The 14,536-nt window shown below is 56.9% G+C and carries 6 protein-coding genes, 2 tRNA genes and 3 rRNA genes; 8 read left to right on the forward strand and 3 right to left on the reverse strand.

What is annotated here, in order from left to right:
* The first annotated feature begins 436 nt into the window (after positions 1–436).
* The 8 genes from JV201_RS03870 (at position 437) to JV201_RS03905 (ending at position 9,468) form a co-directional block, all read left to right on the forward strand.
* Positions 437–1,972: ribosomal RNA gene (locus tag JV201_RS03870) — 16S ribosomal RNA — on the forward strand.
* Positions 1,973–2,096: 124 nt separating this feature from the next.
* A tRNA-Ile gene (locus JV201_RS03875) sits at positions 2,097–2,173 on the forward strand.
* Between the two features lie 10 nt (positions 2,174–2,183).
* Positions 2,184–2,259: transfer RNA gene (locus JV201_RS03880), tRNA-Ala, on the forward strand.
* Positions 2,260–2,483: 224 nt separating this feature from the next.
* Positions 2,484–5,377: ribosomal RNA gene (locus tag JV201_RS03885) — 23S ribosomal RNA — on the forward strand.
* 153 nt (positions 5,378–5,530) lie between these two features.
* Positions 5,531–5,646 (forward strand): 5S ribosomal RNA (gene rrf / locus JV201_RS03890).
* Together the 16S, 23S and 5S rRNA genes with 2 tRNA genes alongside form the textbook arrangement of a ribosomal RNA operon.
* A gap of 256 nt (positions 5,647–5,902) precedes the next feature.
* On the forward strand, positions 5,903–6,562 hold the full coding sequence (locus tag JV201_RS03895) for a paraquat-inducible protein A (RefSeq protein ID WP_017478595.1): 660 nt from the start codon (positions 5,903–5,905) through the stop codon (positions 6,560–6,562).
* Positions 6,549–7,172, forward strand: coding sequence for a paraquat-inducible protein A (locus JV201_RS03900; protein WP_003214366.1), 624 nt, complete (start codon positions 6,549–6,551; stop codon positions 7,170–7,172). The genes JV201_RS03895 and JV201_RS03900 overlap by 14 nt, the downstream gene beginning before the upstream one ends.
* A complete protein-coding gene (locus JV201_RS03905; protein ID WP_003214369.1) occupies positions 7,165–9,468 on the forward strand; it encodes a PqiB family protein in 2,304 nt (767 codons plus the stop codon). The genes JV201_RS03900 and JV201_RS03905 overlap by 8 nt, the downstream gene beginning before the upstream one ends.
* 170 nt (positions 9,469–9,638) lie before the next feature.
* On the opposite strand, the gene mksF is transcribed toward JV201_RS03905, so the two are convergent.
* The 3 genes from mksF to mksB are packed head-to-tail and all read right to left on the reverse strand — an operon-like array spanning position 9,639 to position 14,450.
* Positions 9,639–12,479, reverse strand: coding sequence for an Mks condensin complex protein MksF (gene mksF / locus JV201_RS03910; protein ID WP_219406537.1), 2,841 nt, complete (start codon positions 12,477–12,479; stop codon positions 9,639–9,641).
* The gene (gene mksE / locus JV201_RS03915) at positions 12,476–13,183 is read right to left on the reverse strand and encodes an Mks condensin complex protein MksE (RefSeq protein WP_003214375.1); all 708 of its coding nucleotides are present in this window, start codon (positions 13,181–13,183) and stop codon (positions 12,476–12,478) included. Before mksE ends, mksF begins: the two co-directional genes overlap by 4 nt.
* Positions 13,173–14,450, reverse strand: coding sequence for an Mks condensin complex protein MksB (gene mksB, locus JV201_RS03920; RefSeq protein ID WP_003214377.1), 1,278 nt, complete (start codon positions 14,448–14,450; stop codon positions 13,173–13,175). The genes mksE and mksB overlap by 11 nt, the downstream gene beginning before the upstream one ends.
* Positions 14,451–14,536 lie beyond the last annotated feature (86 nt).

Raw genomic sequence — 14,536 nt, forward strand, 5'->3', positions numbered from 1 at the left:
GTTGCTTCAGATTATCGAAGCCCAGAAGGAGTTAGTAAGGCAGTGTTGTTTGGCCCTATTAACGTTTCGATCTTCTCGGTCGAAAGCGGAGAAAAAGAGGTGTTGACAGCAGCGTGTAACGCTGTAGAATTCGCCTCCCGCTAACGAGAGATCGGAAGCGCAAGTGGTTGAAGTTACAAAGGAAACTTTGAAAACTTCTGAAAATAATCACTTGACAGCAAATGAGGCTGCTGTAGAATGCGCGCCTCGGTTGAGACGAAAGATCTTAGCCAACCGCTCTTTAACAACTGAATCAAGCAATTCGTGTGGGTGCTTGTGGAGTCAGACTGATAGTCAACAAGATTATCAGCATCACAAGTTACTCCGCGAGAAATCAAAGATGTAACCAACGATTGCTGAGCCAAGTTTAGGGTTTCTTAAAAACCCAAAGATGTTTGAACTGAAGAGTTTGATCATGGCTCAGATTGAACGCTGGCGGCAGGCCTAACACATGCAAGTCGAGCGGTAGAGAGAAGCTTGCTTCTCTTGAGAGCGGCGGACGGGTGAGTAATGCCTAGGAATCTGCCTGGTAGTGGGGGATAACGTCCGGAAACGGACGCTAATACCGCATACGTCCTACGGGAGAAAGCAGGGGACCTTCGGGCCTTGCGCTATCAGATGAGCCTAGGTCGGATTAGCTAGTTGGTGGGGTAATGGCTCACCAAGGCGACGATCCGTAACTGGTCTGAGAGGATGATCAGTCACACTGGAACTGAGACACGGTCCAGACTCCTACGGGAGGCAGCAGTGGGGAATATTGGACAATGGGCGAAAGCCTGATCCAGCCATGCCGCGTGTGTGAAGAAGGTCTTCGGATTGTAAAGCACTTTAAGTTGGGAGGAAGGGCAGTAAATTAATACTTTGCTGTTTTGACGTTACCGACAGAATAAGCACCGGCTAACTCTGTGCCAGCAGCCGCGGTAATACAGAGGGTGCAAGCGTTAATCGGAATTACTGGGCGTAAAGCGCGCGTAGGTGGTTCGTTAAGTTGGATGTGAAATCCCCGGGCTCAACCTGGGAACTGCATTCAAAACTGACGAGCTAGAGTATGGTAGAGGGTGGTGGAATTTCCTGTGTAGCGGTGAAATGCGTAGATATAGGAAGGAACACCAGTGGCGAAGGCGACCACCTGGACTGATACTGACACTGAGGTGCGAAAGCGTGGGGAGCAAACAGGATTAGATACCCTGGTAGTCCACGCCGTAAACGATGTCAACTAGCCGTTGGGAGCCTTGAGCTCTTAGTGGCGCAGCTAACGCATTAAGTTGACCGCCTGGGGAGTACGGCCGCAAGGTTAAAACTCAAATGAATTGACGGGGCCCGCACAAGCGGTGGAGCATGTGGTTTAATTCGAAGCAACGCGAAGAACCTTACCAGGCCTTGACATCCAATGAACTTTCTAGAGATAGATTGGTGCCTTCGGGAACATTGAGACAGGTGCTGCATGGCTGTCGTCAGCTCGTGTCGTGAGATGTTGGGTTAAGTCCCGTAACGAGCGCAACCCTTGTCCTTAGTTACCAGCACGTTATGGTGGGCACTCTAAGGAGACTGCCGGTGACAAACCGGAGGAAGGTGGGGATGACGTCAAGTCATCATGGCCCTTACGGCCTGGGCTACACACGTGCTACAATGGTCGGTACAGAGGGTTGCCAAGCCGCGAGGTGGAGCTAATCCCAGAAAACCGATCGTAGTCCGGATCGCAGTCTGCAACTCGACTGCGTGAAGTCGGAATCGCTAGTAATCGCGAATCAGAATGTCGCGGTGAATACGTTCCCGGGCCTTGTACACACCGCCCGTCACACCATGGGAGTGGGTTGCACCAGAAGTAGCTAGTCTAACCTTCGGGGGGACGGTTACCACGGTGTGATTCATGACTGGGGTGAAGTCGTAACAAGGTAGCCGTAGGGGAACCTGCGGCTGGATCACCTCCTTAATCGACGACATCAGCTGCTCCATAAGTTCCCACACGAATTGCTTGATTCATTGAAGAAGACGATAGAAGCAGCTTTAAGCTCCAAGCTGATAGCTCTTAGCTAATCAGTTACGCGCTCGAAATTGGGTCTGTAGCTCAGTTGGTTAGAGCGCACCCCTGATAAGGGTGAGGTCGGCAGTTCGAATCTGCCCAGACCCACCAATTTTGTTATGGGGCCATAGCTCAGCTGGGAGAGCGCCTGCCTTGCACGCAGGAGGTCAACGGTTCGATCCCGTTTGGCTCCACCATTAACTGTTTCTACTGTTAGAGTTTAGAAATGAATATTCGCCAATGAATATTGATTTCTAGTCTTTGATTAGATCGTTCTTTAAAAATTTGGGTATGTGATAGAAAGATAGACTGAACGTTACTTTCACTGGTAACGGATCAGGCTAAGGTAAAATTTGTAAGTAATTGCGAATTTTCGGCGAATGTCGTCTTCACAGTATAACCAGATTGCTTGGGGTTATATGGTCAAGTGAAGAAGCGCATACGGTGGATGCCTTGGCAGTCAGAGGCGATGAAAGACGTGGTAGCCTGCGAAAAGCTTCGGGGAGTCGGCAAACAGACTTTGATCCGGAGATGTCTGAATGGGGGAACCCAGCCATCATAAGATGGTTACCTTACACTGAATACATAGGTGTATGGAGCGAACCAGGGGAACTGAAACATCTAAGTACCCTGAGGAAAAGAAATCAACCGAGATTCCCTTAGTAGTGGCGAGCGAACGGGGACTAGCCCTTAAGTGGCTTTGAGATTAGCGGAACGCTCTGGAAAGTGCGGCCATAGTGGGTGATAGCCCTGTACGCGAAAATCTCTTAGTCATGAAATCGAGTAGGACGGAGCACGAGAAACTTTGTCTGAATATGGGGGGACCATCCTCCAAGGCTAAATACTACTGACTGACCGATAGTGAACTAGTACCGTGAGGGAAAGGCGAAAAGAACCCCGGAGAGGGGAGTGAAATAGATCCTGAAACCGTATGCGTACAAGCAGTGGGAGCAGACTTTGTTCTGTGACTGCGTACCTTTTGTATAATGGGTCAGCGACTTATTTTCAGTGGCGAGCTTAACCGAATAGGGGAGGCGTAGCGAAAGCGAGTCTTAATAGGGCGTCTAGTCGCTGGGAATAGACCCGAAACCGGGCGATCTATCCATGGGCAGGTTGAAGGTTGGGTAACACTAACTGGAGGACCGAACCGACTACCGTTGAAAAGTTAGCGGATGACCTGTGGATCGGAGTGAAAGGCTAATCAAGCTCGGAGATAGCTGGTTCTCCTCGAAAGCTATTTAGGTAGCGCCTCATGTATCACTGTAGGGGGTAGAGCACTGTTTCGGCTAGGGGGTCATCCCGACTTACCAAACCGATGCAAACTCCGAATACCTACAAGTGCCGAGCATGGGAGACACACGGCGGGTGCTAACGTCCGTCGTGAAAAGGGAAACAACCCAGACCGTCAGCTAAGGTCCCAAAGTTATGGTTAAGTGGGAAACGATGTGGGAAGGCTTAGACAGCTAGGAGGTTGGCTTAGAAGCAGCCACCCTTTAAAGAAAGCGTAATAGCTCACTAGTCGAGTCGGCCTGCGCGGAAGATGTAACGGGGCTCAAACCATACACCGAAGCTACGGGTATCACCTTCGGGTGATGCGGTAGAGGAGCGTTCTGTAAGCCTGTGAAGGTGAGTTGAGAAGCTTGCTGGAGGTATCAGAAGTGCGAATGCTGACATGAGTAACGATAATGGGTGTGAAAAACACCCACGCCGAAAGACCAAGGTTTCCTGCGCAACGTTAATCGACGCAGGGTTAGTCGGTCCCTAAGGCGAGGCTGAAAAGCGTAGTCGATGGAAAACAGGTTAATATTCCTGTACTTCTGGTTATTGCGATGGAGGGACGGAGAAGGCTAGGCCAGCTTGGCGTTGGTTGTCCAAGTTTAAGGTGGTAGGCTGGAATCTTAGGTAAATCCGGGATTCTAAGGCCGAGAGCTGATGACGAGTTATCTTTTAGATGACGAAGTGGTTGATGCCATGCTTCCAAGAAAAGCTTCTAAGCTTCAGGTAACCAGGAACCGTACCCCAAACCGACACAGGTGGTTGGGTAGAGAATACCAAGGCGCTTGAGAGAACTCGGGTGAAGGAACTAGGCAAAATGGCACCGTAACTTCGGGAGAAGGTGCGCCGGTGAGGGTGAAGGACTTGCTCCGTAAGCTCATGCCGGTCGAAGATACCAGGCCGCTGCGACTGTTTATTAAAAACACAGCACTCTGCAAACACGAAAGTGGACGTATAGGGTGTGACGCCTGCCCGGTGCCGGAAGGTTAATTGATGGGGTTAGCTAACGCGAAGCTCTTGATCGAAGCCCCGGTAAACGGCGGCCGTAACTATAACGGTCCTAAGGTAGCGAAATTCCTTGTCGGGTAAGTTCCGACCTGCACGAATGGCGTAACGATGGCGGCGCTGTCTCCACCCGAGACTCAGTGAAATTGAAATCGCTGTGAAGATGCAGTGTATCCGCGGCTAGACGGAAAGACCCCGTGAACCTTTACTATAGCTTTGCACTGGACTTTGAATTTGCTTGTGTAGGATAGGTGGGAGGCTTTGAAGCGTGGACGCCAGTTCGCGTGGAGCCAACCTTGAAATACCACCCTGGCAACTTTGAGGTTCTAACTCAGGTCCGTTATCCGGATCGAGGACAGTGTATGGTGGGTAGTTTGACTGGGGCGGTCTCCTCCTAAAGAGTAACGGAGGAGTACGAAGGTGCGCTCAGACCGGTCGGAAATCGGTCGTAGAGTATAAAGGCAAAAGCGCGCTTGACTGCGAGACAGACACGTCGAGCAGGTACGAAAGTAGGTCTTAGTGATCCGGTGGTTCTGTATGGAAGGGCCATCGCTCAACGGATAAAAGGTACTCCGGGGATAACAGGCTGATACCGCCCAAGAGTTCATATCGACGGCGGTGTTTGGCACCTCGATGTCGGCTCATCACATCCTGGGGCTGAAGCCGGTCCCAAGGGTATGGCTGTTCGCCATTTAAAGTGGTACGCGAGCTGGGTTTAGAACGTCGTGAGACAGTTCGGTCCCTATCTGCCGTGGACGTTTGAGATTTGAGAGGGGCTGCTCCTAGTACGAGAGGACCGGAGTGGACGAACCTCTGGTGTTCCGGTTGTCACGCCAGTGGCATTGCCGGGTAGCTATGTTCGGAATAGATAACCGCTGAAAGCATCTAAGCGGGAAACTAGCCTCAAGATGAGATCTCACTGGAACCTTGAGTTCCCTGAAGGGCCGTCGAAGACTACGACGTTGATAGGTTGGGTGTGTAAGCGCTGTGAGGCGTTGAGCTAACCAATACTAATTGCCCGTGAGGCTTGACCATATAACACCCAAGCAATTTGCGTCGAAGAGACCAGATTGCGGTGTGTGAAGACGAAACGAACCGAAAGTTCGAGATCTTGCAAAACACCGAAAGCTATCACATACCCAATTTGCTGAAGCGAGGCCAGCTGGCCGCGACTCAGTACCCGAATTTCTTGACGACCATAGAGCATTGGAACCACCTGATCCCATCCCGAACTCAGCAGTGAAACGATGCATCGCCGATGGTAGTGTGGGGTTTCCCCATGTGAGAGTAGGTCATCGTCAAGATTAAATTCCAGAACCCCTGATTGCTTATGCAGTCAGGGGTTTTGTTTTGCGCGGTCGGAAAGTATGGCGAGCTTGCTGGCGAAAAACTCCAACGGTAACGCGGGCTACCTGATGCCACGCATTGGTCTAAATCCCCTCGTCCCAATCCCCCCTCGCGCGCACAAACGCTACTGAATCCCCCGACAAATTTGCACAGTTATTTCTGAACCAGAACACTAGAATAGGCACCTAATCTTTTTTAGAGTCCGAGCCCTATATGCCCGACCCGGTTGATACCCTTGAGGTGTCAGACTTACCGCTGGACGAACTGGTGGCATGCCATGAGTGCGACCTGCTGATGCGCAAGCCGGAGCTTGCCCGCGGTGAAAAGGCCCAATGCCCACGCTGCGGCTACGAGCTGTACGCTCACCGCCACAACGTCGTTGAACGAAGCCTGGCGTTAGTGATTGCCGCGCTGCTGTTGTACGTCCCCGCGAACTTTTTACCCATCATGCAGCTCAATCTACTCGGGCAGTCCTCGCAGGACACCGTATGGACCGGCGTGGTCGGCCTGTTCGACACCGGCATGCAGGGCGTCGCCGTGGTGGTGTTCCTCTGCAGCATGGGCATTCCATTGCTCAAGCTCCTGTGCCAACTGGCGGTATTGCTGAGCATCCGCTGGAACATCGGCCGTAGCTACGGTCTGCTGTTTTATCGCATCTACCATCATCTGAAAGACTGGGGGATGCTCGAGGTCTACCTGATGGGCGTGCTGGTGGCGATCGTAAAGCTGGCCGACATGGCCACCATCACCGTTGGGCTGGGCCTGGCCTGCTTCGTAAGTCTGTTAATGGTCCAGATACTGCTGGAGGTGGTCATGTCACCTCACCAGATCTGGGAAGCGCTGTCAGGAGAGGATGCTCATGCGGGCGATTGATGCGGGCATTCTGATCTGTACCGAATGCCACGAACTAAACAAACAAGACCCGGACACCGACGAGCAAACCTGCACCCGTTGCGGCGCGCTGGTCCACGCCCGTCGTCCGAACAGCCTGACGCGCACCTGGGCGCTGCTGATCACGGCAGCCATCTTGTACATCCCGGCCAATTTGTTGCCGATCATGACCGTAAGCTCCCTGGGCCAAGGCGATCCGAGCACCATCATGTCCGGCGTGATCCAGTTGATGCAGCACGGCATGTTCCCGATCGCCGCTGTAGTGTTCATCGCCAGCATTCTGGTGCCCACCTTCAAGCTGGTGGGCATCGGCTTGTTACTGTTCTCGGTGCAGCGTCACCAGCCACTTTCCGCGCAACAACGCATTATCATGTACCGCTTTATCGAGTTCATTGGCCGCTGGTCCATGCTGGATATCTTCGTGATTGCCATCCTGGTGGCAGTCGTAAACTTTGGGCGACTTGCCAGTGTCGAGGCCAATCTCGGTGCCGTAGCGTTCGCCAGTGTGGTGATCTTGACGATGCTTGCCGCAGTAACTTTTGATCCCCGACTGATTTGGGATAACACGGAGTCGGACGACGACCATGAGTGATTTGCCTAAGGCTAAAACCCGCCCAGCTTCCAACTGGTCGGCCATTTGGGTGCTGCCCCTGATTGCCCTGATCATCGGCGGCTGGTTGGGGTGGCGCGCCTACAACCAGCAAGGCATCGAGATTCAGGTTCGCTTTGAAAGCGGCGAAGGCATCCAGGCCAACAAGACCGAAGTGGTCTACAAAGGCATGTCCGTGGGTAAGGTCAAAACCCTGGCCCTGGATGACGAAGGTAACAATCGCGGGGTGATTGCTACCATCGAGATGAACAAGGATGTGGAGCAATACCTCAAGACCAACACCCGCTTCTGGCTGGTAAAGCCAAGTGTCAGCCTGGCCGGGATCACCGGCCTGGAAACCCTGGTCTCGGGTAACTACATCGCCGCCAGCCCAGGCGATGGTGAGCCGACGCGCAAGTTCAAGGCCCTGTCCGAAGAACCGCCTTTATCCGACGCCAAGCCCGGCCTGCACCTGACGATCAAAGCTGATCGACTCGGCTCGCTGAACCGTGGCAGCCCGGTGTTCTACAAGCAGATCCAGGTCGGCCAGGTCAAAAGCTACCTGCTCTCCGAAGACCAGACCACCGTTGAAATCAAGGTCTACATCGAGCCGACCTACGCCAGCCTGGTGCGCAAACACACGCGTTTCTGGAACGCCAGCGGCATCAGCATCGACGCCAACCTTTCCGGCGTAAAAGTCCGCAGTGAATCCCTGGCCAGCATCGTTGCCGGCGGTATCGCCTTCGCCACGCCGGAGAACCGCAAGGACAGCCCACCGACGGACCCGAGCCTGCCGTTCCGCCTGTACGAAGATTTCGATGCAGCCGCGGCGGGCATCAAGGTCAAAGTCAAACTCACCGACTTCGAAGGCCTCCAGGCGGGCCGCACCCCGGTGATGTACAAAGGCATCCAGGTCGGCAGCCTGAAAACCCTGAAGATCGATCCGGACCTGTCCAGCGCCAATGCCGAGTTGACCCTCGACCCACTGGCCGAAGACTACCTCGTCCAGGACACCCAATTCTGGGTGGTCAAGCCGTCTATCTCCCTGGCGGGCATCACCGGGCTGGAAGCGTTGGTCAAAGGTAACTACATCGCCATCCGTCCCGGCGACAAGGGCACCGCGCCACAACGGGAGTACGTCGCCCGCGCCAAGGCGCCGCCACTGGACCTGCGTTCCCCCGGCCTGCACATGGTGCTCTTCACCGACAACCTCGGTTCCCTTGATGTCGGCAGCCCGATCCTCTACAAGCAGGTCAAGGTCGGTTCCGTGCAGAGCTACCAGTTCTCCCGCAAGAACAAGCAACTGGTGATCGGCGTCCATATCGAGAAAGAATACGAAGGCCTGGTCAATGGTTCGACCCGTTTCTGGAATGCCAGCGGCGTGACCCTGACCGGTGGGCTTACCGGCGGCATCCAGGTGAAAAGCGAATCCCTGGCCAGCCTGATGGCGGGCGGTATCGCCTTCGAAACCCCGGAGCCGAATGTGCCGCTGAAAAAGCGCATCCCGCGTTTCCGTCTGTTCCCGGATCGCGAAGCCGCCAACCAGCACGGTACGTTGGTGACCATCAAGGTCGACCGCGCCGATGGCCTGCGCCCGGGTACGCCAGTGCGCTTCAAGGGCCTGGACGTAGGCAAGATCGAAAGTGTCGACCTGAGCGCCGACATGCAATCGGTGCTGCTCAGCGCGCGTATCACCCAAGTGGCCGACCGCATCGCACGGGCCGGCAGTCAGTTCTGGGTGGTCAAGCCTGAACTGGGCCTGATGAAAACGTCGAACCTGGAAACCCTGGTGACCGGCCAGTACATTGAAGTACAGCCAGCGACCAAAAGCATCGGCCCACAGAAGAGTTTCGTCGCGCTGGACAAGCCGCCAGAAGCCGTTCATCAGGAGGAGGGCTTGAGCCTGGTACTCAGCGCCGCACGCCGTGGCTCGTTGAAGGAAGGCGTTCCGGTCACTTACCGCGAAGTCACCGTAGGCAAAGTTACCGGCTACGAGCTGGGCCAGACCGCCGACCGTGTGCTGGTTCACATCCTGATCGAGCCCAAGTACGCGCCTCTGGTGCGCAGTGGCAGTCGGTTCTGGAACACCAGCGGCTTCGGGCTCGACTTCGGCTTGTTCAAGGGCGCGACCGTTCGCACTGAGTCCCTGGAGACCCTGGTCGCCGGCGGCATCGCCTTTGCCACGCCGGATGGCGAGCGCATGGGCAACGCTGCTCGGCCCCAGCAGACCTTCCCGCTGTTCGACAAGTTTGAAGACGAATGGCTGACCTGGGCGCCTAAAATCCCGCTCGGCAAATAGATCGAGGCGCGGCCTTCGCGAGCAAGCCCGCTCCCACATTTGACCCAGTTCCCATTGAAGGAACCCGATTGAATGTGGGAGCGGGCTTGCTCGCGAAGAGGCCCTCAAGAACACCAAAAAAAGGCCGCGATCCAGAAGATCGCGGCCTTTTTGCATTTCAGCGCAACTGATTAAACCTCATCCAGCTCCGGCTCATCCGCCTGCACATTCACCGTTGCCTTCACCACATCGTGACGACGGATGTACTTCCAGTCCGCCTCATCAATGTAGATCCCGTTCGGCCCGCTGCCGCCTTCCAGGTCGATCGCCACCTGGGCGGAAACCTGCGGCTTCACACTCGCCAGAATCGGCACGAAGCCCAGCTGCAAGCTTGTCTCCAGCAACGCCGCCTGGTTCTTCTCATCGATGTCCGCGGCCTCATCGAGATAGTACGGCAGGCGCACACGACCGGCCTGCTCGCGGTCCATCAAGTGCAGCAACAAATACATGTTGGTCAGCGCCTTGATGGTCATGGTGGTGCCGTTGGAGGCGGCGCCATCGATGTCGGTGTGAATGATCGGCTGGCCGTTGACCTTGGTGATCTCGAACGCCAGTTCGAACAAGTCCTTGAGGCCCAACTGGTTATGGTTGGCCGCTACCAGGCGCGCCAGGTATTCCTTGGCTTCCTCGTTCTTGTTGTCTTGCTCGGCGCTCTGGCTCAGATCGAACACCGACAGGGTTTCGCCTTCTTCATACTGACCGGCACTGTGGATGATCTGGTCGATATGCTTGAGGGCTTCCTTGTTCGGCGCGAGCACGATGCGGAAGCTCTGCAGGTTGGACACCTGGCGCTTGTTGATCTCACGGTTGAACAACGCCAACTGGTGCTCAAGGCTGTCGTAGTCGCTGCGGATATTGCGCAAGGTGCGTGCGATATCCGTGACCGCCGCACGCCGGGCCTTGCCCAGCGTCAGCGCTTCATCGGTACGGTGCGCATAAGCGTTGATCAACAGATGCAGGCGGCGCTCCATATCGTCTTCACTGTCGAACTTGGCCACGCCCTTGAGGCGCACCTGTGCGTACAGCGCGTCGATCTGGCCATCAGCGCGCAGCAGGCCTTGCCAGCTGTCCTGGTAGTCATTGAGCAGCGGCAGCAGGTTGTCCATGGAATCGTCGACCGGGTCCATGAACGGCGTACCAAACGGCAAGTCTGCCGGCAGCAACTGGCGACGACGCAATGCGTCATCCAGGGTGCGCTGCTTGGCTTCCATATCACCAATCTGCCTGCCTACCAATTGCAGCTTGGCCGACAGTTGCTGGACGCGCTCGGTAAACGCATCGCTGGAGCGTTTCAATTCGTCCTGGGCCGCTTCCATCTGCGCCAGGCTTTCCAGCTTCTCGCCTTCCTCGGCGCTCAGGGTTTGTGCACGGCGGAAATCTTCCAGCGCCTTCTGCGCGTCCAGTACCTGTTGGTACAGCGCTTCAGTCTGGGTCTTGCTCGCCGCGCGGTCGGCCGCCACGGCTTGCTGGGTTTTCAGTTGCTTGAGTTCTTTTTCCAGACGCTCTTTCTGGTCGCGCAACGCGGCGCGGTCAGCCAGTGCCTGCAACGCTGGTGGTTCAATGTGCGAGATGTCGATGGCCAGCCCCGGCACTTCAAAACGCTCGCCCTTGAAGCCATCAAGGATCTGCTCCAGGGATTTCACCCACAGGCCGTCCTCGTCCAGCGTGATGCCATGCTCACCCAGCGGCAAGCTGAACAGCGAACTGTTGAACAGGCGCATCAGACGCTCGACATCCTGCTGCGAGAATTCTTCCCGCAGCTTGGCGTAGCTGTTGTTGTCGGCGTGATCGAGTTGCTGCTTCACCGACTTCAGGCGTTTTTCCAGGTCCCGCAGACGTTCGTCCAGATCCTCGGCGCTGAACTGACGCGACTGCGCCAAGGCCCCGGCCAGTTCATCGTGAGCATCCTTGGCGGCCAGCAGTTGCTGCTCCAGCACCTTGACGTCATCCACCAGCGCGAAGCGGTGCTTGAGCACCGACAGCTCACCCAGCCAGCGCTGAATCCCGCTGATTTCCCGCTCCAGGCGCATCAGCTCCTGAGTGCCGCCGCGCTGGTCGTTCTGCAGCGAATCCTGCTCGTTGCGGTAATGCTCGGCCTGGATCGTCAGTTCTTCCTTGCGCGCACTGGCGTAGTCCGACCAGGTGCCCAGCAACGAATCCAGCAGCGGTGACAGGCGATGCAGCTTGCCCCGCAGAATGTCCCGCTGCTTCACGCCGTTGGCCAAGGCTTCTACCAGAGGGCCGGCAGCCACCAGCGAGTTGTAGTCCTGCTCCATGCGTCGTACATCGCGGAAGGCTTCTTCGCACGCCGCGATGTAATCGACACTGCCGGAACGCAGGCTGTGTTCGAACGCATCCAGAAACAGCTGCTTCAACTTGGCCGCGGTGATTTCCCGCATGTGCAGCAAATTGATAAACAGCGCGCGGAAGGTCTTCAGGCTCTGCTCGCTGGTGGAGCGCAGCGGAATCAGGGTCAGGTCCAGCGGGATCGACGTATGGCCGCCCACCAGCAAACGCCGCAGCTCATCGGGCTTGAGCTCATAGGCTTTCAGGCCTTCGCGCTCAAGGTTGGTGAACAGCTCTTTCTGGCGCAGGCAGGTGTCGTTCTTCTGGTAGTGCGCCAGGTCCAGCTTGCCGGCGTAGGCAAAGAACTGGTGACCGAAACCACCGCCCGGGCCGCGACCGACCACGCCGATCACGTGCGGGCCATGGGGAAGCGAGACTTCCACGAGGATGTAGCTGGTGTCGGTGGCAAAGTAGAAACGCCGGGATTGCTCCAGGGTGTACTTGCCGAAACTCATGTCCGACATGCGCGCCAGAATCGGGAACTGCAAGGCGTTGATCGACGCCGATTTGCCGAGGTTGTTCGCGCCGTACACCGACAGCGGTTCTTCCAGCGGGAACAAACCCAGGCTGTAACCGGCGGTGTTCAAAAGGGCGAAGCGGCGAATGCCGTAGCGTTCCTTGCTCATGCGTCGGTCTCCTGTTCTTCGGCAATGGCGCGGGCCAGGGCGTCTTCTTCGCTTTCTTCTGCAAAGTCACTCAAGTCCAGCGGGTCATCGGTCTTCAGCAGTTTTTCATCGCTGTCTTCGTCGATGATCACCGGGGCCGGCAACGGCAATACGCTGTGGATGCTCGCGGCCAGGTCGCGGTCTTGCTGGACCGAGAGGCACACATCGAGGAAGCGGTGCATCGGCGGCAGGAAGCGGTAGATGCCGTTCTCTTCACCGGCAAAACCCAGCTGGGTCATGCGGCGCATGATTTTTTCTTCCAGTTCCTCGACGGTCTGCACTTCGGCCTGGATAAACAGGTCGCGGTACTTTTCCAGCAACGACGGCAGTTCGTCACGGCCCAGGCTGCCACCGTCGAGCACGGCGATCGGGTCGCGGCCCTGGTCGGCCAGGTGCTCGACGATGATGAAGGTGAACAACGCCAGGCGCTGGGCGGTCTTGTTGACCTGCGCGGCGGCCACGGCCGAGTCCGGCACGAAGTAGTAGAAACCCCGCGTGTCGCACACCAACTCAAAGCCCAGGGCCTTGAACAACGTGCGGTACTGGTCCTGGAAGTTCGACAGTTGGGCGTACAGCTCCGGGTCGCGGCGGCTGACGTGGTAACCCTTGAACAGCTCGCGAAAGATCGGCGCCAGCTGGGACAGTTCGGATAGATCAAGATGCATGAGGGGTGCTCGCAGAATTCCCGGCCGTATCAATACTGGCTGGAAGCAGGGCGAATGAGCGCAGGCTGACCTGGTGCTCGTGAGTGTGGTAATCCCGTCGTTCCAGACGTTCACGCTTGAAGCGTTTTTCCCGCGACAGGCGTGAGAACCAGTACAGCAACTCGTCGGTTGCGCCGTCCGGTTCCTGCTCCAGCAGCCAGGTCATCAGGTCCGGCATCGGCAGCGCGTCTTCACAGCGCTCGAGCATTTCCTTGACCGTGCGCGGTGCGCGAGGGGCTTCGCCCTTGTGGGATTTATGCGCCTTGGGGAAACGCGCCGGCTTCGGTTCGAAGTTGGCCAGGGCGTACACGTAGGCTTCGACCTGGCTGGCACTGCCAAGAAATGTGCTTTGCGGCCGGGTGAACATCGGCATCGCCGCTTGCGGCACCGCGTCCAGGCCCTTGCGGCGAATCGCCGACAAGGCCAGCGCCGCGCCACGGGTCACGGCGTTGTGCCGGCGTGCTTCTTCCCGCAACGGCAGCAGCAGTTCCCGGGCGTGACGCAAGGTCAGTTGGGCGCTGGTCTGCATTTCGAGGATGCGCGCGTGGGTGCGCAGCAGCATGTCGTCATCCACCAGGTGGCCGAGGCGCTGCTGCTCGGTAAGCATGCGCAACAGTACGTTTTCCACCTTGCGCACGCCCTGTTCGAAGGCGCCGTCGGCGTTCACCAGTTGAATCATCGGCTCGACGTATTCGTCCCAGGTCGCCAGTACTTCGGCGTAGCGCTGGCGCAACGGGATCTGCCGGTCACTGGTCTTGGCGCGATCGGCCACGGCAGCGAGGGCCTGTTCATCGTTGGCGAGTTTTTTCAGCACGTCGCGCACGCGCATGTCCAGCAGGCGCAGTTGGCGCGCCAGGTCATGGCCGTCGCGGATGTCGAAGGCGTCCTGGATATAACCCGCCAGGCGCTCAAGGTGGCGCAGGTAGGCTTCGATTTCCAGGCACAGGCCTAGCCGGTGCTCCTTGCGAAGATACGCCAGGAAGTCGTGGATCTGTGCGTTGAGCTCGAAACGGTTCGGGCTCTTGGCGACAGGCACCAGGATATCCAGGCGAATCCACACGTCCAGCAGGCTGGTGATGTCCTGTGGCGTGCTGTCCAGTTGTTGGGCGGCCAGCTGGGCGCGCAGTTCGCTGAGGCTCAGGGTGCCTTGGTCGAAGTGTTCGCACAGTGGCTCAAGCAGGGCCCAGTGTTCGGCGAGGGCGCGCAAGACGCGCTTGGGTTCGATCATCGGAATGGCCGGCTGGTTAGCGATTAAAAGCAGCGATTGTACTGCATCGGTGCCTGGATTTATCCACAGCCGGTCGTGAGGCGCTC

This window comes from Pseudomonas sp. Colony2 (assembly GCF_019382755.1).
Taxonomy (GTDB): domain Bacteria; phylum Pseudomonadota; class Gammaproteobacteria; order Pseudomonadales; family Pseudomonadaceae; genus Aquipseudomonas.

What these genes read in the sequence shown, in the direction of transcription:
- mksE (WP_003214375.1), bottom strand. Translation starts at nt 13,183, where the DNA reads ATGCATCTTGATCTATCCGAACTGTCCCAGCTGGCGCCGATCTTTCGC.
- mksF (WP_219406537.1), bottom strand. Translation starts at nt 12,479, where the DNA reads ATGAGCAAGGAACGCTACGGCATTCGCCGCTTCGCCCTTTTGAACACC.
- JV201_RS03900 (WP_003214366.1), top strand. Translation starts at nt 6,549, where the DNA reads ATGCGGGCGATTGATGCGGGCATTCTGATCTGTACCGAATGCCACGAA.
- JV201_RS03905 (WP_003214369.1), top strand. Translation starts at nt 7,165, where the DNA reads ATGAGTGATTTGCCTAAGGCTAAAACCCGCCCAGCTTCCAACTGGTCG.
- JV201_RS03895 (WP_017478595.1), top strand. Translation starts at nt 5,903, where the DNA reads ATGCCCGACCCGGTTGATACCCTTGAGGTGTCAGACTTACCGCTGGAC.
- mksB (WP_003214377.1), bottom strand. Translation starts at nt 14,450, where the DNA reads ATGATCGAACCCAAGCGCGTCTTGCGCGCCCTCGCCGAACACTGGGCC.